This window comes from Sphingobacterium sp. CZ-2, assembly GCF_004526235.1.
GTDB classification, from domain to species: Bacteria; Bacteroidota; Bacteroidia; order Sphingobacteriales; family Sphingobacteriaceae; genus Sphingobacterium; species Sphingobacterium tenebrionis.
Map to the genome: position 1 here is coordinate 2,362,591 of NZ_CP038159.1, position 21,019 is coordinate 2,383,609.

Genomic DNA, 21,019 nt, shown 5'->3' on the forward strand with positions numbered 1-21,019 from the left:
TTGGTCCGAATTGAACTTTCGCTCAATTCAAGCCCGCACTTCGCCAAGCCGCGGCTCGTTATAGGGCATTTTAAAGGACGACAATGCATACAATCAACATTCCAGACGACATAAAAGAACAATACAGATATGCTATTGAAAAAGCAAGAGAAGACAGACCTCGCTATTTCGATTGGATAAAGAATGAAATCGAAACAGCCATCAACCTTATTAACCAATTCGACAAAATATGTGTAATAGGCGGACTTGGGGCAAGACTTATCAAATCAACTCCTACCTTTTACAATCAATTCTTAGCTACTTATAATGGTCCTGACAAGCACGAAATCCAAGAAGATGAACTTATTAATGAAGATGACGAAATAGAAATTCTTTTGGAGTATGTTATGAACCTTGCCACAGCAACACCGAATTCAAATAAAGGAGTTATCCCAACGCAAGATGACATAGAAGAAATTTATCAACAGCTTTCTAAAATTAAATCCAATATCAATTTTTGGGAACTATCTGCTGAAAATCCAGTTGGTGGGAACGAATTTGACCATTGGCTCAGAACCAATATAATGCAGGACACTATAAACGTCCGTGGAGATGGTTATCATATTCATATTCAAGAACTTTATCAGGAAATATTTCAGCCATTTGACGGTTTTCTTCAACAGTATTATGGATTTGATTCTAAAGACATTTACAACACAATATTAAAACTAGACACCTTAGTTTATTCAAAAGTTGGCAATCCATTTGGAGCGACACAATCGCACAAGCGATTGACAGAATGGATGGAAGAAGTTGGAGAAGAATTAATAATGGAAACAATGATGAAAACAGGTAAGCATTTCATCAGACAATTCACAGAAGCGAATCCAGATTTATACGATGATCAAGCACCCGACAGTGTTGTATCCCATCATCTTAACAGAGTAGAAAGTTATGAAAAAGTTTTTTGGGTCATTCCCCAAACCGCAAAAGAACAACTGATTTTCAATAAACTATCTATTCAGTTTGGTGATAATGACGTTTTCTTTCAACCTCCAAAATTTAAAGGTTTTCCACTAAACGATACGCTAATAAATCTTAAACCGCTATTAAAGGAGAATGATAAATATTATCATTTTTCTATGAATTTAGCGTTTAGAAATATTTTCAAAATAACAGAAGAATTAATTAAATCAGCTGATGCTGTCTTTTACGACAATTCTTTTAAAGGGAATAGTAACTCTAACTCACGTGATAATTATATTGAGCAAAAAACTAAGAAACAGTTTGAGAAACTCTTGCCAACAGCTCAATTCTTTCATTCATTAGAATATCATGTTGTTGAAAATGGTCAAAACAAAAAAACAGAATTAGATATTCTCGGAGTTTCTAATGACACGGTTTATATTATTGAAGTTAAAGCAGGAGAATTAAATACAAAACACAGACGTGGAGCTATTAAAGGTCTTAAAGATAGACTTGAAGAAACAATCAATGAAGGTTCTTACCAATGCCACAGAGCATTAAAATATATTCAGGATAATCCTAATCCGACCTTTGAATATGTTGAAGGTGGAACAAGAAAAACAATGTCAATAGACAAAAGCAAAATCAAATCATATTTTAAAATCTCTGTAACTTTTGAGCACTTTTCCTCAATCTCTGCAAATCTGAAATATTTAATCAATTCAGGAGTATTAAGTCCTGATTTTAAATGGACTTGGATTGTATCGCTCTACGACCTTATGATTTTTGCAGACTTAATACAAAGTGAAGATGAATTTAAAGAATATCTCACTCACAGGATAGCATTGTATGATAGAAATGACATTGAGTTTATGGACGAGATTGATATTCTTGGTTTTTATTTTGAAAACAGGTTTCCCTTAGGACAAGAAAAAGAGGATGAATTAATCCACATTGTAAACTATAAAGACGAAATCGAGACATACTATACAAGAACAGGAGTCGGAATTCCAGGATCTATAAAACCAACGAAAAAACCTTTAACCAAATGAAATGTGAAAGAAAAACGCCCTATAACATCGGTTTGGCGAAATGCGGGCAGAAGTGCAAAACTGAACATCTGTGCTTTTTAGCCGCCAATGCTGTGAGCATTGACTTTTTTTCTTAATTTAGCCAACGGCTCACAGCATTGGCTCACGTCCGTGCTAAATTGAACCTTCCGTCCAATTTATCCCGCACTATCGTCAAGCCGCGGACCGTTATTCAGAATTGTTTAAGTTCTTAATCTCCCGACGTTTTCGGTCTATGCTGTTTAATAATTTATTTTCCTCTTCTCTTTTAATTACTAGATCATGGAATTTATTGGGATCAAGTGTGTATGTGGAGTCAAAATGCGATGTAATATTTGGTAACTCCAATTCCATCATACGGTAGCGCATTTCGTATGACTTTCTATCATCCAGTTGTCTACTTTTTTCGTATAGTGTGCCTATGCCCAATGAAATAATGACCGACAATACTATCATGACAATAATGACAGGCGTGGATTTCAGGTCAATCCCATAATGATGTTTTACATTGACCCGATTAGGAATTTCAGCGAGCTTTAAAACAATTTCTTTTTCCTTATCAACCAATTTATGGATCATACCGATAGTTTGGGGGTGTTTATTAGGGATCATATTAAAGCCCAAAAAATATCAATCAAGATGTGAGCAATTTCGTAAGCGGAATTTCGTGACAGTAGTCAAAAACGAGGTGGCTTTTAGGCCCATTTTTCCATATATTCACCAAATCATATTGGATGCAAGATATTGAGCTTAGGGAACTTCATGTCCCTTAACACATGATTCCCAACGATAAAATGGTTCGGTAAAGACAACGTTGGTTGCAGAGCACAATAAATCCAAAACCACATTTGCCGCACTCGACAAAAATGGTCGGCTTCTATTCATCTTTAACATTTATTATCCATTTTCTCTAAACAGTATCTAACCTTTCCATTCAAAATATGTTTGTTTTAGGGCTGTAATCGTGCCTTAAGTATGTTTAAAGCAGGATCAAAGTATAAAGTAAGTATGTAAAGCATACATTTTACATACTTTTAGTATACTTTCAGTATGCTTTTACTCCGAAGCGAACTATACCCAAAAGAGTCCTAATAGAGGGACTTTCCAAACCCCGTTTTTTCTCTATACATTATTTCCATCTCTAGTACATTTCGAATTCAATTTATAAAATTCAAGGAACTATTTAGACCTAACTATTATATTAAAACACTTTAAATTGTTCCCTAATAATTTATCACGTATTTTTAGGTTACTTTCAAGCACTAGCCAATAAACAATGAGAAAAATCTTCCTAATTATATGCCTATTCTTCCTTCAACAATTACACGCGAAAGAAAATCCGATTTTTGATTTTATAAAAGTTTGGAATTTCCTTAAATATTATCATCCTGATTTGGCAAGTGGTAAGCTGGATGCTGACAGCCTTTTCTTAAACCATATTGAAAGCAAAAATTTAAATATCAACCAGACTATTTCTTTGCTAACAAAAGGATTGAATAATAATGTTAATTCTACAAAAAAGAGTAATTCACCATCGGATGTAATTGATGATAATCATAATTTTGATTGGTTTGAAAAGAATTCTAACATCACTACTAAGAATAAAAAAATCCTTCAAAATATTCATAGAAAAAGATTTAACGGAGAACAACATTACTATGTTCCGAAAGATGGTTTTACCCTTGAAATCCCTCATGAAAAGGCTTATAATTTTTCTAAAGAGGAGAATCTTCCCTTGAAATTCAGACTACTGGCGTTAGCTAAGATAATTGGAGCAATAGATTATCTATATCCACATAAATATTTAATGGATGAGCATTCTACTGAAACATTGAAGAGTTTAATTGATGAATCCCTAATTGCAGATTCTAGAAAAGCATTTGAAACTGTCCTTGCTAAAGCGGTAGCACTTTTGGAAGATACCCATTCCTATAAATTCTATAACCAGCTTCATCATAAAAAGGAAATCTACCACACTTCATATTTTGCACCCTTTGATTATCAAATCCTAGATGATTATGTTTTGGTCACCCACATTATCATCTCTGAAATCTGTGCAAAAGCAAATATTGCTGTTGGGGACAGAATAAAGGCAATAAATGGCCAGTCAATCCCTGAAATCATCCTGGAAAAGAGCAAATTACTTTCTACATCCAATAGGGCAGGTTTGTTATTCCGTTTATCGGATTATCAGCAAAATCTGCTGTGGATGGATGATGATACCATTAAAAACCTCACAGTTCAAAAGGCAGGGCATTCAGAGATCATTCAGACTCAATTGGCTCTTGTAAATCCAGCTAATAAGGCAGAATTGGAGGTTATTCTTTCCTATCTAAGGGGGAAAATACAATTAAAAAACAATCGGAAATTAAATCATCCTGATATTTCCTATTTCAGAATTGACCAGACCTTTTCCTTTATTGAAGATGTCGAGGATAATAAAATCGATTCAACGATGGACAGCCTTTTCACGAATGCAGCATCAAAAAAAGCCATTGTTTTTGATATGCGAGCCTATCCTGATTGGGGAGGATTTGTATATACCTATGTATACAAGTATTTCGGTCAAAAAAGCAATTATTTTGGGAAATACTACCAACAGAATTTGGGCAATATTGGCACTTTTTCCTATGTTCAAAACCCCGACACCTATTTCCCTGCCAATCAAAAACTCAAATCGCACCAATATAAAGGAAAAATATTCATCTTGGTCAATGAAGAAACATTAAGTGCCAGCGAATGGAACACGATGAATCTACAGCATATTTTTCCTCAATCGATTACGATAGGTCAACAAACAGCGGGAGCAGATGGTGATATCAAAAGGTTGATGCTTCCTGGAGGATATCAATTGGAATTTACAGGAAATGCCATTTTTTATCCCAACAATGATCAAACCCAGAAAAAGGGGCTGAGGATAGATCAGCATATCCCATGCACGGATGCTGATTTCCTTATACCCGAGGATCGAATTTTTGAAATAATTAAGAATCAGCTTTAATGTAACCGATCAGCTTATTTCGCAGGAATATTTCTTGCCATATGGCAATCCGAATTCCTTAATACATACCTACATTAGAAATAAAAAAGAATATGGGAAAAATCATTGCTGCATTCAATATGACCATTGATGGAAATTGTGATCATAGAATCCCTAATCCGGATCAAGAAGTACACGAGCATTATGCTGATCTATTAAAGCGTGCAGATGTAATCCTTTATGGCAGAAAGACATTTGAACTTATGAAATATTGGCAAAATTTGATTGATGAGCCTTCAGATGTTAAATCTAGAAATGATTTTGCTGAATCCATCGATAAAATTCCAAAAATAGTTTTTTCCAATACCATGTTGTCAACTGGCTGGGATTCCGCGAAATTAGCAAATACTACATTGTACGATCAAGTTATCAATCTAAAAGAACAAGGTAGCGAGGTTATTTTGGTCGGTAGCCGAAGTTTGATCATACAATTGCTCAACTTAAATTTAATTGACGAATTCCAACTCTGCATTTTTCCCATCATTGCAGGATCCGGCTTACAATTATTTGAGAATATTAATAGTAGGACGGATTTTACTCTTCAACATATAAAAAGATTTAATTCTGGGGCGGTTATTCATTATTATTCCAAAATTATTTTGAATACTTAGAACTTCTAAGTATAATTGTTCTGTGAAAGAACTTAGTAAAGAATTAATGGCAAGTGCCTTGGCACCACTCGTCCTGCTGATTTTGAAAAGACAAGAAAGCTATGGATATCAAATCATCCAACTTTTGAAGGAAAAAACAGGATCAGAACTTTCTGTGGCTGAAGGCACGTTATACCCTGTGTTAAAAAAAATGGAGTCAAAGGAATGGATCCTTGGCGAATGGAAGAATTTAGATTCCGGTCGACCAAGAAGATATTACCAATTGACCGAGAAGGGTAGAAAAGAACTAGACAATCAATATGAACAATGGAATTTTATCAATGATTTAATACATCAATTATGGGAAAAACCGATTTCAATTTAGATCAGGCAATTGCCAATCATATCCTGCTCATTCAGCAAAAGGGAAATACCACCGATTCAGATCTCGCTGAATTAAAGGCGCATTTGTATGATGCCTTCGAAGAATTGAAATCCAATGGATTAAATCCCGAAGAAGCATTTATGGTTGCCCGCCACCGCTTAGGCGATACGGAAATATTGACAAATGAATATAGTAAGGTAAATCCAAGTGTCCAAACCAATAAGCTATGGGCTTATTTGTTTTTGGGTGTAGCATTATTGGCAGTAGGATGGACTTTTCTACGACTATTAGGAGGAGGTTTTTACCTACTTGTTTTCAAAAATTATCATACATCGGCTGTTTCTTCTGTAATGGTTGTTCTATTCCATATTGCCTTAATAGTGTTGATTTTCTATCTTGTAAAGAAAAAGCATAACATCTCCCGCTTTTTGGAAAGACAAGTGGATATTAATCCGATTAAAACAGTGTTATTGGCTTTTATTCCATTGGCTATGACGATTTTCATTCCAAGGCAACTGAATTTTCAAATGATAGATGCTTTGAGATATCCAATCTATAAATTTGATAATGATTATGTCGAGTTTAGTCTCTATTTATTGGGAGTGAGTCTGGGTTTAGGAGCTCTCAGTATTATCTTTAGCCTAAAAAACGTAGGTCATATCAGTTTAAAATCGTTGTTGGCTAAACCGTCCATTTTATTGCTGTTGATCTTTGGTTTTGCAACGGAATTATTAGCGTCTTCTACCCGAATCTTTAATAATTTAGAAATCATTTCAAATGGTCTTATTTTTGGTTTTATATACCTTTTAGGATCTTTTTTAATCTCGTATTATAACGTAAAAGGTAACCTTATCAAAAATCTAATTACCTTCTCTATTATTGGATTTGTTTTGGAAACGTCAGTAGGGATCATGGCGGATATTGATAGAGGAATTAGCCTAACCGGCTATTTCGTGTCCAGCTTGGTCTTGGGTGTAATTATTGGGGCATTATTGGGAATAAAAATGAAACCAACCGAAATGGAACAATCGGTCATCAATTAATAATCAGCCATCAAATCCTGATTGAATGTCAACTACCTTAGCAGATAAAATCATCAGCTTTAACAAAAGCCTGCATTATCAAGGGAATTTACCCCCAAATTTCAGGGTAATGAATCCATTTCTTGATAATCCGGAAACATTGGAAATGATGGCACAATTCTACCATAAATACTATAACGACAACAATAAGCGAAAATTTATAATAGGCATTAACCCTAGTCGGCATGGTGCTGGGGTTACGGGCGTTCCATTTACCGATACTAAACGCTTGAAAACCGAGTGCGGAATTGAAATGCAATCTGCCCATACCCACGAAGTGTCATCCGTTTTTTTCTATGATATGGTTAGGGCGTTTGGAGGGCCCGAACGATTCTATTCCCAATTTTATGTCAATTCCCCCTTTCCTTTGGCGATCATCCGCCAGGGAAAGAACAGACAATGGACCAATGCCAATTATTATGATGATATGGCTTTATTTCAAGATGTGAAACCTTTTATGATTACCTCCTTGAAAAGACATATCGAACTTGGCCTGGATACTTCAGAAGTCTTTGTCCTTGGTAAGAAAAATTTAAAATTCCTGGAAATCATCAATAGGGAAGAACAGCTTTTCAAAAAAATGATGGCTCTTGAACATCCCCGATATGTCCAGCAATATAAATCCAAAGACAAAGACCTATATATCGATAAATATTTGATAACCTTAGCAGGATTGAAAAACAATTTTTAATCAGACTTTTTATCTCTTATTAAATTCATATCCAATACCTATAGAACTTGTTCTGTTAAAAAATTTTGATTGTGATTGATTTGACATATTTACAAATCCTGCCGCGGAGGCTAGGTGGAAGACCAATCCATTATTCAGTCTAAAGCCAGCCAGGGTTCCCAAACCAGCATCGAATGGCTTAATCTGGTTCTCTTGTTCTCCCATCTCTAAATCTACGGAAACTCCTCCAGAGGATAATTTTGCACTTATTCCGTATGCTAGATAAAATCCACCGCCAATAAAAAAGTCGCCTTTTCGGGTAGGGATTCTACCTAAAAAATTGACAGGTAATTGGAGGTAAAGAAATTTATCTGTGTATTTTCTGCCGCCATCTTCATAGGCTCCCCCTTTTCTTTCTAAGGATAATCCGGGCTGTATGGAAAATGTAGGTTTTATCTGGGCATCATAGTAGGCTGTTAAATGATAATGCGGTGCAATCTTAGTGATGGCGGTCATATCATCTGTCCTTGAAAATTCTTGGGCTAGGTTTAAACCTCCTCTTATTCCAAAGCCACTTTGGGCCTGTGCATAAGCTCCTATAGAAAGCAATAGGGCGATACTTAGAAAGATTCTTTTCATTGGTTGTGTTAATAATTTTGGTTTTCAACACTAAGATAGGGATAAGTTGAGATATTCGGTGATGGGTATTGAGAAATTTGATAAAGGCAGGACCATGTCATGCTGAGCACCATGTCATGCTGAGCATCGTCGAAGCATCTGTTCGTAAGCAACCGTACAGATCCTTCGACTACGCTCAGGATGACATTAAGTTTGCTCAGGATGACATTAAGTTTGCTCAGGATGACACCCTTTATGGCTTACTATAAGCTTCTGAAACATCAAACTCTTCAAAATTCCTAATCTCCGATAACCTTGTTAATTCCTCCACACTTATATCCTCCCAGGTATCTTCAAAAACCTCCTCACCACCATCATCCTCCAATTGGTTAATATTCTTCCTTGTCAGTTTCTTTTTGGTCAGAAAGTTTATACTTGTTTCGCTTAAAACAACAGGCCCATGATTCGAACTCTCATCGTATCCAATCATTTCAAAATCCCGATTCCTATAAGTAAACGTATAGGCCCAATGCCCATATCTACCATGTGCATAATGAATCTTCAGATTTCCTCGCTCCACCATAATTCCTAAGTCAGGTGGAAAATATACACCGCCTTCCTCATTTTCAGAGGTAAAACAGGTGTAATTTTTCAATCCCAACTCATAATGATCCTTTTTATTGAACAGAATAATGATCCCCCTTCTATTTCTGTCCACCATTTTCCCATGCGTATTCTTAACCACCATACTCGTATCAGTTCCCTTGATCAGCATGATCACATCTTCCAATCCATCCTTATTCAAATCCCCTTTGATCAGCCCATCTTCCTGTCCCTCCGCCGGATATTCGTCCTTAAATAGTTTATATCCCTCTGGAATAAAATCAAACGGATTTTTAGATCTCCAAACAGCCTCTTTCACCGGCTCAAAATTGGTATTGATAAGGGTTATTTTATAATATTTGGTTACATGTTTATTTTCCTCCCAATACATGACTTCCTTCATGTAAAGTACCTCTTCGTCTTGCCAGAAGGCTTCGGGGATATGGCATAAGAAAGTCTTTTCCCTTTTTTCAAAAACTTCCGATAAGGGAATGATATTTTCAAACCTTCCTTTAATCTTTTTTTGGATATAATACGTGTCACATTCCTGTCCAGGATAATAACCATTTAATCGAACGGTTTTCTGAGGTGAATTATACATCAAATCGGGATTACCTGCAATTTCCGTTTCTCTACCGTCCTTAAGATCAAAACTTACATCCGAAGAATGACCACCCTCAAACAGAATAATATCTTCCGAAGGATAATAGGCCACAAAACCCTCTTCATCGTATGGGCTATTATAGATACCTCCGTTTCGGAATAAAATCCGCCTTAAGCCTTTATATTCCTGATGTTCACGGAATTCCACAACCCCTGCCAACATCTTTTTTGCCGTGGCAAAATCCGTGATCTTTTGGATGGAATCTGCAGGTTTTGTCTTGGATTTCTCCACATAAAATTGAATGGAATCAATAAATTCAATGTCTAAGGAATAATTCTTTTCCCGTACTTCCCAGATCTCATTTTTACTTTTTTGAACTTGGTTTTGGGATTTTGAAGTTTGATTACAGCTCGCAAAGAAAAGCAATGGAAGCAGAAAAAGCAGTAACGCGGTACGTGTTTTCATAAGTTAATTTCATGGTCGCCATTAATCATCCTAATCCTAACAATAAACGTTCCGTATTGTAACAAATTGTTCATACTGATTCATTTATAGCTTAATTATCGCTAAATTAAGTAAGATTGTAAAATCAACTATAAACAGATCCCTAAGGTATAAGCAAATACGCAAGGGAATTCCAATTTAAACATGAATAGACGCCATTTTTTAAAAAATTCCAGCCTCCTGGGCTTTGCAACCTTACTAACTCAATTTCCGGTATGGGGAAAGAGTGTGTTTGCTTGGGAAAACCCAATCCATAACATTCCAGAAAACAAAGGGATTAATCCAGCATGGATAAAATCCTTGTACCTAAAAGGCGATAAGATTGCTTATCGAAAATCGAAGGATGAACTGAAATACATAGGCATGCCCATTGGCGGTTTGCATACAGGTACCGTATATATTGGGGGCGATGGGAAACTATGGCTATGGCAAGTATTCAATGATTCTTACGATGGTATGAATGAAGGGGTGGAGAACAAAGTCATTCAATGGCACAATGGGAAAGAAATGGTTAAGGTAAGGCCAAGGGATGGGGCAGCCTATGTTGAACCGCCAATTGCCAAAGATCTTCAGAAGTTTACACAAGGTTTCCAAATACAGGTATTGGATGGGAAGAAAATACAGCTTAAAGATTTGGATGCAGCATTGTGGGATGAAGTAATTTTTGAACCTACCTATCCATCCTGTAAGATTACCTATACGAGTCAGGATTTTCCGGTGGATATTACCCTCATTGCATTTACGCCATACATTCCATTAGATGCAGAAAATTCCTCTCTGCCCTTATCCTGTTTTCATATCGATGTTGTGAATAAGACCAATAAATGCCTTGATATCCAAGTGATTGGTTATTTGGAAAATGGGGTACATCATGGGAGAACCGATTTTGGACAGGTAAAGAAGGTAGCTCAACTCCATGAAACGAAAGATGGAGGTAAGTTAATCCAATTTTCATGCAAGGATGTGCCTGAAGAATTCCAGCTTGCGGGTGACCATGGGACTATGGGGATCACCTGTGAAGATGCTAATGCCATATACCATGTGAATTATAAGCTGAAGGATTTATTCAATAGGAAGGCGAATGATGAAAATATTAAAGCCGTGGATTTCCAAGAATCACAGATCGGTGCGATTCAAATCTCCAAGAAGTTGGCTCCTAAGAAATCGATTGCTGCTCGTTTCGCAATTGCTTGGCATTTTAACCATCCACATCCAAAATTAAAGGCAAAAATTAAGGATGCAAAGGATGGCTATTGGTATGGAACAAAATTTATGGATGCTGCCGCAGTATTAGCTTATTACCTGGAAAATAAAACCAAGCTTACTACCGAGACGCTGGATTGGGTAGATACCTGGAACGACAGCAGCTTGCCATACTGGTTTTTGGACAGGACATTCCTCAACATAGGAACCTTGGCAACCGCAAATACCATGCGTTTTGCTACAGGACGGTTCTGGGGCTGGGAAGGTATCGGAGCTTGTGCCGGAACTTGCACCCATGTTTGGCAATATGGCCAATCTATGGGTCGGATATTTCCTGAACTGGAGCGGAATCTCCGGGAAACAACAGATTTAGGTGTCGGTTTTAAACCCGATACCGGAGCTATCATCTTTCGGGCAGAATATGAATCCCGACCGGCAATCGACGGACAGGCAGGCGTTATTTTAAGGTTTTATAGGGATCATCAGATGAGTAAGGATGATGCTTTTTTAAAACGGAACTGGAGTAATTTGAAAAAGGCCATCCAATTTGTTTTGGATCAGGATAAAAATGGGGATGGGATGACCGACACGCCCATGGAAAATACATTGGATGCTGTATGGGAAGGAGAGATTGCCTGGATAGTAGGTTTATGTTTGGCAGCCGTACAGGCAGGAGCAAAAATGGCGGAAGAAGTTGCTGATACTGAATTCCAAAAAACCTGTGAAACCTATGTTCTAAAAGGTTCCAAGCATATGGATGAAGAATTGTTCAATGGAGAATATTATATTCATAGACCTAACAAGGACTTTGGCCGGAAGAAATTGGGATCTTATAATACCTGCCATATCGATCAGGTTTACGGACAGGCATGGACGCATCAATTGAACCTGCCACGCATCAATGATAAAAAGAAAACCTTATCTGCCCTACAAGCTTTATGGAAATATAATTTTACCAATGATGTTGGTCCCTATATCAAAACGCATTTAAATGGGAGGCCATACGCGTTGGCAGGAGATGGGGGCATGGTCATGAATACCAATCCTAAAAATGAGGATAAGCCATATGGCGAAAATGTGACCTGGCAACTTGGTTATTTCCATGAGTGCATGAGTGGCTTTGAACATCAAGTAGCCGCTCATATGATAGCCGAAGGGATGCTGGATGAAGGGTTGATCCTGACCAGAAAAATCCACGATCGATATCATGGTTCAAAGCGAAATCCTTTCAATGAAATCGAATGTAGTGACCATTATGCCCGCGCGATGGCGAGCTATGGCAGTTTCATCAATGCCTGCGGATTTACGTATCATGGTCCACAAAAAAGCTTAGGATTTGATCCAAAAATTAACCCGGAAGAATTTAGGGCAGCATTTACTGCGGCAGAAGGTTGGGGAACATTTTCCCAACGACTAAACCTGAAAGAGGGGCCAATGGCCGATATATTCATGCGTTATGGAACTTTAACCCTTAAAAGGTTGAGTTTGGGGGATGGCTTTGCATCCCACCAAAATAGATCCTTAACGGTCTCATTGAATGGACACCCATTGGAGACATCCAAACAAGGGGGCTCCGACAATAAGAAAACAATGGAGTTTGCCGAAGAAATAATCCTTAGAAAAGGAGATAGATTGATCATTAGCTATTCCTGAAGGGAATAGCTATTTGTTCTTTTCTTTTTCCAATAAGTCCTGAAGTTCTTTTACTTTCTCCGGATATTTTTCTGCAAGGTTAACCCTTTCCCCTTGATCCTCAGCCAAATTATACAATTGGGAAACTTGCGAATTCCCTAATTCGGTATTCGTTTGTTTATTGATGGCCCGGCCATTATTAGGCACTATATATTTCCAATTATCCTTTACGATCGCCAATGATTGCGCATGCTGAACATAGATAGAACGGCCATTTTTATCCTTTCCCTGTAAAGTAGAAAAAAGCATCTCACTATCTTTTGCATCCTGTGGTTTGTCCTGACCCAACATTTCTGCAAACGAGGCAATCAGATCGATCTGACTGTACAAGGCGTCGGATACATGATTCTTTTTGATGCCTTTTCCCGCCACAATAAACGGAACTCGTGTTCCACCTTCAAAGTTGCTGTATTTTCCGCCTCGGAAAGGTCCGGCAGCTTGATGCCCATGACTCTTCTCTACAGATTCATCTTCATATCCATCGTCGATTACCGGGCCGTTGTCGCTAGAAAACACAATTATGGTATTATCCCTCAGGCCCAGCAGTTCCAATTGTTCCATGATCTGGCCAACTGTCCAATCCAATTGCAAAATGGCATCTCCACGGTATCCAAGTTCACTTTTCCCTTTAAAGAAAGTGGCTGGCATCCGAGGTACATGCGGTTCCGTAAGGGAAAAGAACAAGAAGAAAGGTTGTTGCTTATTCTTTTTGATGAAATCCTGTGCGACCTGGAGAAAGGTGGTCGAGACTTCTTCATCCACCCAACGGGCTTTTGTTCCGCCTTCCATAAAACCGATCCTTCCAATGCCGTTTACAATGGTGTTATTATGCCCATGGTTGGGAGATGCCTTCATCTTTAACAACTCGGGATTTTCTTTACCTGTTGGTTCGTTTCCAATTTTTTCCTGGTAATTGACGCGGATGGGATCTTTAGGGTCCAATCCAACCACCCGATGGTTTTCCATGAAGACCGTAGGCACGCGATCCGCGGTCGCGGGGAAGATAAAGGAATAATCAAATCCGACCTCATTAGGTCCAGGTTTGATATCCTCATTCCAGTTCTTTTCCACTTGATTGCCTAAACCTAAATGCCATTTTCCAACCACCGCCGTTTGGTATCCAGCTTGTTTAAAGACCTTTGGCAAACTTGCCTTGTCCGTCGGAACGATCAGTTTGGCATCTCCGGGCAAAACACCGGTTCCTTTTTGGCGCCATGGATAATTACCGGTCATGAGGGCAAAACGGGATGGGGTACAGGTAGCTGAAGTACTGTGGGCATTGGTAAACCGTGTTCCAGATTTTGCCAAGGCATCCAAATTAGGCGTTTGAATTTTAGTGGCACCATAGGCGCTCACATCCCCATATCCAAGATCATCCGCATAAATCAGGATGACATTGGGTTTTGCTTTATTCTTTTGCGCATGAACCGTATGGAAACAGATGATGGTACAAATCATCATGGAAATCTTAGCGATAAATGAATTCATTTCTTTGGTAATAGGTTAGCTCTAAGATAGCATTAATTACCTTATTAAAGAAAATTAGAATTCCTGGCTTCCCTTGATTTCTTTGTTTTTCCTCGTTGAAATGCCGAATAAACTGTAGATCGGGCATACGCCTACTGCGCTGGTCAGGATAAAAATCCCCGCAATAAGTAGTAATATGATAGCTAGTGTTCCTGAAATGATGTCCAGATAATATAATATGGCAATAATGAATGCGATTGATATGCGGATGATTTTATCCGCGGTTCCCATGTTCTTTTTCATAGCACTGTATTTTTGTGTGATACTACAAAGTTGCAACACAAATTCGGCTAAGTAAGTGACATTTATCACAGAGCTGGTTAAAATTACAGGATGTCAATCTTATTGCGGGAAAGTCTGATTAAGCCGCGTTGTTCAAAAGCCTTTAACAGCCTGGAGACCACTTCCCTTGAAGTGGATAATTCCATCGCGATTTCTTGATGAGTCAAAATCAAGGTGGTCGTTTGCATAATCTCCGCCTTGGATTTCAAATGTTCGAGCAGTCTTTCTTCAATCTTCTTGAAGGCTACATTATCCAACGCATTGATGATTTCATCATAACGGTGGTCCATCGTCTTTAAAACGAACATTCGCCAACTGGCATATTTTTCAAACCATTCTCTGGATAATGAGGATGTAACAGCAATTAATTCCACATCTTCTTCTACAATAGCCTTGATGTTGGACAATTTATCCATCAGTGTGGTAGAAAGGGAAACGGCACAGGATTCTCCGGCTTGTATATAATAGATGAACAGCTCATTGCCATTCTCTGTTTGTCTGATCACCTTGACTGTTCCTTTGATTACCAGGGGAATGACCTTGATATACTTGTTGGGCTCTACCACTATTTTACCAACTGGCATCTTCAGATGAACCCCTTTCTCTTCCAATTCTTCCCGAAGCCCAGCTTCCGTCAGAAAATCGAATACGTCTGCTATCATGTTTCTTATGTAGTGTGATCTATAAATTGTGTTTTACTAAATATAACCATAATTATTCGTAGCTTTAGTTATGCCAATTATGAACAAATATATCTGGCGTTTTTTTAGGCCGATTTTAATATTCAACTTACTTGCATCTTTGTTTTATATCAAACTTGGTCCAGGCTTTTATCTGGCGGCCTTTTCTTTGCTGACTTTTATACCCATTTGTGCTTTTGTGCTCTTCTTTGATAAATCAGGAAACCTCGTCTATTATAACCTCGGTTACTCCAGAAGAAGATTACTTATGCTATCCTTCCTCTGGAACTTTATAACAGGCTTGTTCATTGCTTTAATCTTGTACTATGTCCGGAAATGAAAAAGAACTTCATGTAGATTCGGTGGAATTCAGTTATTCCAGCATGCGTACGCTGTTGACCGGTGGTTATCTAAGGTTGAAGGTAGGCGATATTATCGGATTGCTTGGCAGAAATGGAACAGGGAAATCAACCCTGATGAAAATTGTATTTGGTATTGTCCGCGCCCATTACGCCTATATACGAATCAATGGGAAGAAAGTGAATCGGGCTTTTGAAACGAAAGAGGTATGCTACCTGCCACAGGATAGCTTTCTGCCTACATCTTCCTTGGTGAAGCATATGATCGACTTTATGATAAGCGATGAAACTTTTCGAGAGGGATTATATGAGAACGAAGTGTTAAAACCTATCCTTAAAAATAAAATTGCTGAGATTTCGGGAGGCGAGTTGAGGTATTTAGAGATCCTGCTCTTACTCCATCAACCGGCCACTTTTATACTACTCGATGAGCCCTTTACAGGTCTTTCTCCTTTCCTGAAGGAAAAGATTCAGGAACACATCGTGGATTCCAGCCGTCGAAAAGGAATCCTGATCTCGGATCACGATTATATGAATGTGTTGGACATCAGCAATCAATTGATGTTGTTGGAAAATGGGGGATGCCGTAGGATCGAAAAGAAAGAGGATTTAGAGATGTTCTATGTGCCTGACGGAACATTTGACGGGAAATCTGAATAAAGCCTATGTAAAGGAGGCATATTTTCTATATTTGTTATAAAAAAAAATTACATGTCTACTATATTAATCAAACATGCTTTGGTGGTAAATGAAGGGGAGCAACGCGCGCTGGATATTTATATCAAAGATGGAAGGATTGCGAAAATCGGGAGTACCTTGGATCTGAAAGCAGATCAGGAAATCAATGCGGAAGGATTACATCTTTTTCCTGGGCTGATCGATGATCAGGTTCACTTTCGTGAACCTGGGCTGACCCATAAAGCCAATATCTACAGCGAAAGCAGGGCTGCGGTAGCCGGAGGTACCACTTCATTTATGGAAATGCCCAATACGGTGCCTAATACCTTGACGCAGAAACTGCTCCAAGATAAATACGATATTGCCCAAGATAGCTCCTTAGCCAATTATTCCTTTTTCATGGGGGCAGCAAATGATAACCTGGATGAGGTTTTAAAAACCAACCCGAGGGACGTTTGTGGTATCAAGATTTTTATGGGTTCATCAACCGGTAATATGTTGGTAGATAATGAAAGATCATTAGAAGCTATTTTTAGCCAAGCACCCACCTTGATCGCTACCCATTGCGAGGATGAAGCAACTATTCAGGCCAATCTGGCTACCTATAAGGAAAAATATGGCGAGCAGGTAAGCATAGAGATGCATCCCTTGATCCGATCGGCGGAGGCTTGCTACCTATCTTCTTCCAAAGCGGTGGAACTTGCCAAAAGGAACAATACCCGTTTACATATTCTGCATATTTCAACGGCCAGGGAAACAGCCTTGTTCCAAAATGATATTCCTTTGGAACAGAAAAGGATTACGGCTGAAGCCTGTATCCACCATCTTTGGTTTTCGGATGAAGATTACAAGACCAAAGGAAATTACATCAAATGGAACCCAGCCGTAAAAACAGCCAACGATAGAGATGCTATCCTGAAAGCTGTTCTGGATGGCCATATTGATGTGATTGCAACCGACCATGCGCCACATACCATCGAAGAAAAGGAACAACCTTATCTTCAAGCACCATCTGGTGGACCTTTGGTGCAACATGCGCTACAGGCACTTTTGGACTTGGTAAAACAAGGAAAAATGACCTTGGAACAATTGGTTCAAAAGACTGCGCATAATACGGCTACGCTTTTTCAGATTGAACAACGCGGGTTTATTCGTGAAGGCTATTGGGCGGATCTGGTATTGGTCGATCTGAACAAACCTTATACGGTGAACAAAAACAATATTTTATCGAAGTGTGGTTGGTCACCTTTTGAAAACCACACGTTCTCTTCTACCATTGAGCATACCCTGGTGTCAGGAAATCTTGCCTATACGGCAGGGAAGATTGTAGAAGTAGGTTCTGGACATCGCTTACTCTTTAATCGTTAATTATGGATAAACGTTCATTTATAAAAGCCATTGGACTTGGTTTGGCAAGTGTGCCATTTTTCGGGAATTCGGAAGCCATGGCCACAGCCGCACAATTGAAGAATTTATTAAAAGGAAAGGTGCTTAAAGCCGGTGATACCATTGGCCTGATAACCCCTGCCTCTGCATTGCCGGATGAAGAGTCCATTACCATCTGTAAGGATGTTATGGCTTATTTTGGTTTCAAGGTGAAGGAAGGAAAATATATCCGCGAACGTTATGGTAATCTGGCCGGAACAGATGCGCAGCGGTTGGAAGATTTGCATGCGATGTTTCGTGATAAAGAGGTAGCAGGTATTCTTTGTATCCGTGGAGGTGCTGGAGCATCCAGGCTGCTGCATAAGATCGATTACGATATGATTGCCAAAAACCCGAAGGCATTGATCGGTTATAGTGATATCACGGCCTTGATCATGGCTTTTCAAGCAAAAATTGGTTTGGTTACTTTCCATGGCCCGGTAGGAACCAGTACATGGAGTAATTATGTAGCTAAGGGCTTTACTGAACAGTTAATGGAAAACAAACTGGTAACCTATAGTAATCCGGATAAAAAAGGAGATAATGTGGTCCAGTATAAAGATAGGATTACAACCATTAATCCAGGTGTTGTAGAAGGGAAGTTCTTGGGCGGAAACCTCACCTTGATTTCGGGTCTTTGTGGTTCTCCTTATCTTCCGGATTTTAAGGATAGTATCCTCTTTTTGGAAGAGATCAACGAATCTCCAGAAAAAGTGGATAGGATGTTCTGCCAACTGATGAATGCAGGGATATTATCCCAGATCAAAGGTTTTGTTTTTGGGAAATGTACTGATTGTAGCCCATCTGCTGGTTATGGATCGTTGAACCTAGATCAGATCTTACGGGACTATATCAAACCTTTGAACATTCCTTCCTATTCCGGAGCAGTGATTGGTCATGTTTCTGATCAGTTCTTATTGCCGGTAGGGGTGAAAGCAAGGATCGATGCCAGTAAAGGCACAATAGAGTTTCTTGAAAAAGCGTTAGTATAGTATGAAGTTATTTCTTGTTTCCATCGGTTTACTCGCTGCAACGACATGCGGCAATCCATTTTCTTCGAATTCCTCTTCAGGAAAGGGGCTTCAGATCGACAGCAGTCAATGGAATGAGATGCATGCTAAATATAAGGAAAAAGCGCTTTTCCATCGACGTTTCAAACATCAGGATATTGATTCTTTGGTTAAAGTTCATCAAGGAAATTCACTGTTTGCAGTTTCTCAAATTGGGAAATCTGTGGAAGGACGAGCGATTTATGAGCTAAGCTATGGTAAAGGCGATAAAAAGGTGATGCTATGGTCACAAATGCATGGTGATGAGCCTACTGCTACGATGGCCTTGTTTGATATCTTTAATTTTCTTTCCGGAAAGAACGATGGTTTTGATTCCATCAGAAATATACTCCAATCCAATTTGGAGCTTCATTTTATTCCGATGCTCAATCCGGATGGAGCAGAACGTTTTATGCGTAGGAATGCGCAGAGCATAGACCTTAATCGGGATGCCCGAGCAGGTCAAACGGTAGAAGGAGCTTTATTAAAAGCGCGTGCCAAGGCGGTTAATCCGAGGTACGGTTTCAACCTTCATGATCAGAATATTTATTACAATGTGCCCGATACAAAGAATCCAGTGACCATTTCTTTATTGGCACCGGCATTTAATCAGGAAAGGGATATCAACGATATCCGAAAGGGAGCCATGCAGATCATTGTCGGGATGAATACCATTTTGCAACAGTACATTCCTGATGCGGTGGCGAAATACGATGATACCTATACACCACGTGGATTTGGGGATAATTTCCAATCTTGGGATGCCAGCACGGTATTGATCGAATCGGGTGGATTAAAAGGAGACCCGGAAAAACAACAGATCCGTAAATTGAATTTTATCATTATCCTGAACGCTCTATTGGAAATTGCCGAAGGTAGTTATGGCCAATATGATGCTAAAGGGTATGAGGATATTCCATTCAATGCCAGCCAGATGCACGATGTGATGATTCGAGGATTGGAATTTGGATCAGATTCTATTTCTTTGGTGAGCGATATTGCCATCCGTCGTGGTGAAACTACGGTTGGAAGAGATTATTTTATCCGAGGTAGGGTAGAGGATATCGGTGATCTTCCAGAGTCTTATGGATATGATGAAGTAGAGGCTAAAGGAATGAAATTGGTGGTTGGTAAATTAGCAGCAACACCGGTGGATTCCTTGAAGAACATCAGCAAAGAAATGGCTTATGATCTGTTGAAAAAGGGTTATATGGGGATCCAAGTTAAGGGGCTGACACCTTCTCAAGTGGGAAGTCTGCATAATTTGCCTATACATATCTATAATAAGCCTAATTTTGCGACAACTAGCTTTATAGATTTAGGGGGAACAGCCAATTTCTACATCGGTGATTCAGCTGGAAACCTTAAATATGCGATATTGAACGGTTATTTGATAGATCTATCAAAACCTTTGGCAGAATTGCCAGCATTAAAAAACAGAGTCCAATAGGACTCTGTTTTTTTATCGTTATTGCTGATATAACTTTAGGAATTTCTGTAGTTTGGGAGTAATGACTACTTGACAGAATTGGTTTTGGGGATTCTGGTTGAAGTAATCATGGTGATAATCTTCGGCTTCCCAAAAGGTTACTGCTGGTTCTACTGCTGTTACGATTGGACTATCATAAACCTTAGCCTCTTCCAATGCTTGGATAAACGCTTCTGCTTCCTGCTTCTGTTTGTCGTCATGGTAGAATACCACCGATCGATATTGGGTTCCCACATCCGCTCCTTGCCTATTTAAAGTAGTAGGATCGTGGGTTTTAAAGAAAACTTCCAATAGATCCTGAAAGGAAACTTGGCTTTCATCAAAATCGATCTGAATGACCTCTACATGCCCCGTAGCGCCTGAACATACCTGTTCGTAGGTTGGGTTCTCACGTTGTCCGCCCATATAACCTGGAAGGACTTCCTTTACACCTTTTGTATGTTGGAAGATGACCTCTGTACACCAGAAGCAACCTCCACCGAATGTTGCAATCATATCTTGTTGTTTGTTTATACAAATTTACG

The 21,019-nt window shown here is 38.8% G+C and carries 18 protein-coding genes; 11 read left to right on the forward strand and 7 right to left on the reverse strand.

Annotated elements, in window-relative coordinates:
* The first annotated feature begins 83 nt into the window (after window positions 1-83).
* Window positions 84-1,997, forward strand: a complete 1,914-nt coding sequence (locus E3D81_RS10515) for a hypothetical protein (RefSeq protein WP_134777334.1) — start codon at window positions 84-86, stop codon at window positions 1,995-1,997.
* 207 nt (window positions 1,998-2,204) lie between these two features.
* On the opposite strand, the gene E3D81_RS10520 is transcribed toward E3D81_RS10515, so the two are convergent.
* Entirely contained in the window at window positions 2,205-2,627 is a 423-nt protein-coding gene (locus E3D81_RS10520) for a hypothetical protein (protein WP_245153198.1), read from the reverse strand.
* A 664-nt stretch (window positions 2,628-3,291) separates the two neighbouring features.
* Here E3D81_RS10520 and E3D81_RS10525 point away from each other — a divergent pair.
* The 5 genes from E3D81_RS10525 to E3D81_RS10545 all read left to right on the forward strand — a co-directional run bounded on the left by E3D81_RS10525 (window position 3,292) and on the right by E3D81_RS10545 (window position 7,803).
* The gene (locus tag E3D81_RS10525; RefSeq protein ID WP_134777335.1) at window positions 3,292-5,016 is read left to right on the forward strand and encodes a S41 family peptidase; all 1,725 of its coding nucleotides are present in this window, start codon (window positions 3,292-3,294) and stop codon (window positions 5,014-5,016) included.
* Between the two features lie 92 nt (window positions 5,017-5,108).
* Window positions 5,109-5,666 carry a dihydrofolate reductase family protein gene (locus E3D81_RS10530; RefSeq protein WP_134777336.1) on the forward strand — a complete coding sequence of 186 codons (558 nt, stop codon included), beginning with the start codon at window positions 5,109-5,111 and terminating at the stop codon, window positions 5,664-5,666.
* A gap of 22 nt (window positions 5,667-5,688) precedes the next feature.
* A complete protein-coding gene (locus E3D81_RS10535) occupies window positions 5,689-6,030 on the forward strand; it encodes a PadR family transcriptional regulator (RefSeq protein WP_134777337.1) in 342 nt (113 codons plus the stop codon).
* On the forward strand, window positions 6,006-7,073 hold the full coding sequence (locus E3D81_RS10540; RefSeq protein ID WP_134777338.1) for a permease prefix domain 1-containing protein: 1,068 nt from the start codon (window positions 6,006-6,008) through the stop codon (window positions 7,071-7,073). Before E3D81_RS10535 ends, E3D81_RS10540 begins: the two co-directional genes overlap by 25 nt.
* A 25-nt stretch (window positions 7,074-7,098) precedes the next feature.
* A complete protein-coding gene (locus E3D81_RS10545) occupies window positions 7,099-7,803 on the forward strand; it encodes an SMUG2 DNA glycosylase family protein (RefSeq protein WP_134777339.1) in 705 nt (234 codons plus the stop codon).
* Between the two features lie 9 nt (window positions 7,804-7,812).
* Here the strand turns inward: E3D81_RS10545 and E3D81_RS10550 are convergent, their stop codons facing one another.
* Together E3D81_RS10550 and E3D81_RS17395 are read right to left on the reverse strand one after the other, a co-directional pair.
* Window positions 7,813-8,421 carry an outer membrane beta-barrel protein gene (locus E3D81_RS10550; RefSeq protein WP_134777340.1) on the reverse strand — a complete coding sequence of 203 codons (609 nt, stop codon included), beginning with the start codon at window positions 8,419-8,421 and terminating at the stop codon, window positions 7,813-7,815.
* A 232-nt stretch (window positions 8,422-8,653) separates the two neighbouring features.
* The gene (locus tag E3D81_RS17395; protein ID WP_209023053.1) at window positions 8,654-10,072 is read right to left on the reverse strand and encodes a hypothetical protein; all 1,419 of its coding nucleotides are present in this window, start codon (window positions 10,070-10,072) and stop codon (window positions 8,654-8,656) included.
* A gap of 183 nt (window positions 10,073-10,255) precedes the next feature.
* On the opposite strand from E3D81_RS17395, the gene E3D81_RS10560 reads away from it, so the two are divergent.
* Window positions 10,256-12,967: a GH116 family glycosyl hydrolase gene (locus E3D81_RS10560; RefSeq protein WP_134777341.1), complete on the forward strand. Its 2,712-nt coding sequence runs from the start codon at window positions 10,256-10,258 to the stop codon at window positions 12,965-12,967.
* A gap of 9 nt (window positions 12,968-12,976) precedes the next feature.
* On the opposite strand, the gene E3D81_RS10565 is transcribed toward E3D81_RS10560, so the two are convergent.
* From E3D81_RS10565 to E3D81_RS10575, 3 genes are all read right to left on the reverse strand, one after another.
* Complete coding sequence (locus tag E3D81_RS10565) at window positions 12,977-14,494, reverse strand: sulfatase family protein (RefSeq protein ID WP_134777342.1); 1,518 nt, start codon at window positions 14,492-14,494, stop codon at window positions 12,977-12,979.
* A gap of 54 nt (window positions 14,495-14,548) precedes the next feature.
* A complete protein-coding gene (locus E3D81_RS10570; RefSeq protein WP_134777343.1) occupies window positions 14,549-14,776 on the reverse strand; it encodes a DUF2892 domain-containing protein in 228 nt (75 codons plus the stop codon).
* 83 nt (window positions 14,777-14,859) lie between these two features.
* Window positions 14,860-15,477: a Crp/Fnr family transcriptional regulator gene (locus E3D81_RS10575; RefSeq protein WP_134777344.1), complete on the reverse strand. Its 618-nt coding sequence runs from the start codon at window positions 15,475-15,477 to the stop codon at window positions 14,860-14,862.
* 344 nt (window positions 15,478-15,821) lie between these two features.
* Here E3D81_RS10575 and E3D81_RS10580 point away from each other — a divergent pair, with 344 nt between their 5' ends.
* The 4 genes from E3D81_RS10580 to E3D81_RS10595 are packed head-to-tail and all read left to right on the forward strand — an operon-like array spanning window position 15,822 to window position 20,456.
* Window positions 15,822-16,514 carry an ATP-binding cassette domain-containing protein gene (locus tag E3D81_RS10580; RefSeq protein ID WP_134777345.1) on the forward strand — a complete coding sequence of 231 codons (693 nt, stop codon included), beginning with the start codon at window positions 15,822-15,824 and terminating at the stop codon, window positions 16,512-16,514.
* A 51-nt stretch (window positions 16,515-16,565) separates the two neighbouring features.
* Window positions 16,566-17,900 (forward strand): dihydroorotase, encoded by a 1,335-nt coding sequence (locus E3D81_RS10585; RefSeq protein WP_134777346.1) that lies wholly within the window; start codon window positions 16,566-16,568, stop codon window positions 17,898-17,900.
* Between the two features lie 2 nt (window positions 17,901-17,902).
* Window positions 17,903-18,949, forward strand: coding sequence for an LD-carboxypeptidase (locus tag E3D81_RS10590; protein WP_134777347.1), 1,047 nt, complete (start codon window positions 17,903-17,905; stop codon window positions 18,947-18,949).
* 1 nt (window position 18,950) lies between these two features.
* A complete protein-coding gene (locus E3D81_RS10595; RefSeq protein ID WP_134777348.1) occupies window positions 18,951-20,456 on the forward strand; it encodes a M14 family zinc carboxypeptidase in 1,506 nt (501 codons plus the stop codon).
* An 18-nt stretch (window positions 20,457-20,474) separates the two neighbouring features.
* Here the strand turns inward: E3D81_RS10595 and msrA are convergent, their stop codons facing one another.
* A complete protein-coding gene (msrA, locus tag E3D81_RS10600) occupies window positions 20,475-20,990 on the reverse strand; it encodes a peptide-methionine (S)-S-oxide reductase MsrA (RefSeq protein WP_134777349.1) in 516 nt (171 codons plus the stop codon).
* Window positions 20,991-21,019 lie beyond the last annotated feature (29 nt).

Bases quoted from the DNA above. Each gene is read 5' to 3' on its own strand.
- E3D81_RS10550 (WP_134777340.1), bottom strand. From the start codon at position 8,421: ATGAAAAGAATCTTTCTAAGTATCGCCCTATTGCTTTCTATAGGAGCT.
- msrA (WP_134777349.1), bottom strand. From the start codon at position 20,990: ATGATTGCAACATTCGGTGGAGGTTGCTTCTGGTGTACAGAGGTCATC.
- E3D81_RS10580 (WP_134777345.1), top strand. From the start codon at position 15,822: ATGTCCGGAAATGAAAAAGAACTTCATGTAGATTCGGTGGAATTCAGT.
- E3D81_RS10590 (WP_134777347.1), top strand. From the start codon at position 17,903: ATGGATAAACGTTCATTTATAAAAGCCATTGGACTTGGTTTGGCAAGT.
- E3D81_RS10585 (WP_134777346.1), top strand. From the start codon at position 16,566: ATGTCTACTATATTAATCAAACATGCTTTGGTGGTAAATGAAGGGGAG.
- E3D81_RS10515 (WP_134777334.1), top strand. From the start codon at position 84: ATGCATACAATCAACATTCCAGACGACATAAAAGAACAATACAGATAT.
- E3D81_RS17395 (WP_209023053.1), bottom strand. From the start codon at position 10,072: ATGAAAACACGTACCGCGTTACTGCTTTTTCTGCTTCCATTGCTTTTC.
- E3D81_RS10570 (WP_134777343.1), bottom strand. From the start codon at position 14,776: ATGAAAAAGAACATGGGAACCGCGGATAAAATCATCCGCATATCAATC.
- E3D81_RS10560 (WP_134777341.1), top strand. From the start codon at position 10,256: ATGAATAGACGCCATTTTTTAAAAAATTCCAGCCTCCTGGGCTTTGCA.
- E3D81_RS10540 (WP_134777338.1), top strand. From the start codon at position 6,006: ATGGGAAAAACCGATTTCAATTTAGATCAGGCAATTGCCAATCATATC.
- E3D81_RS10520 (WP_245153198.1), bottom strand. From the start codon at position 2,627: ATGATCCCTAATAAACACCCCCAAACTATCGGTATGATCCATAAATTG.
- E3D81_RS10545 (WP_134777339.1), top strand. From the start codon at position 7,099: ATGTCAACTACCTTAGCAGATAAAATCATCAGCTTTAACAAAAGCCTG.
- E3D81_RS10595 (WP_134777348.1), top strand. From the start codon at position 18,951: ATGAAGTTATTTCTTGTTTCCATCGGTTTACTCGCTGCAACGACATGC.
- E3D81_RS10575 (WP_134777344.1), bottom strand. From the start codon at position 15,477: ATGATAGCAGACGTATTCGATTTTCTGACGGAAGCTGGGCTTCGGGAA.
- E3D81_RS10565 (WP_134777342.1), bottom strand. From the start codon at position 14,494: ATGAATTCATTTATCGCTAAGATTTCCATGATGATTTGTACCATCATC.
- E3D81_RS10525 (WP_134777335.1), top strand. From the start codon at position 3,292: ATGAGAAAAATCTTCCTAATTATATGCCTATTCTTCCTTCAACAATTA.
- E3D81_RS10530 (WP_134777336.1), top strand. From the start codon at position 5,109: ATGGGAAAAATCATTGCTGCATTCAATATGACCATTGATGGAAATTGT.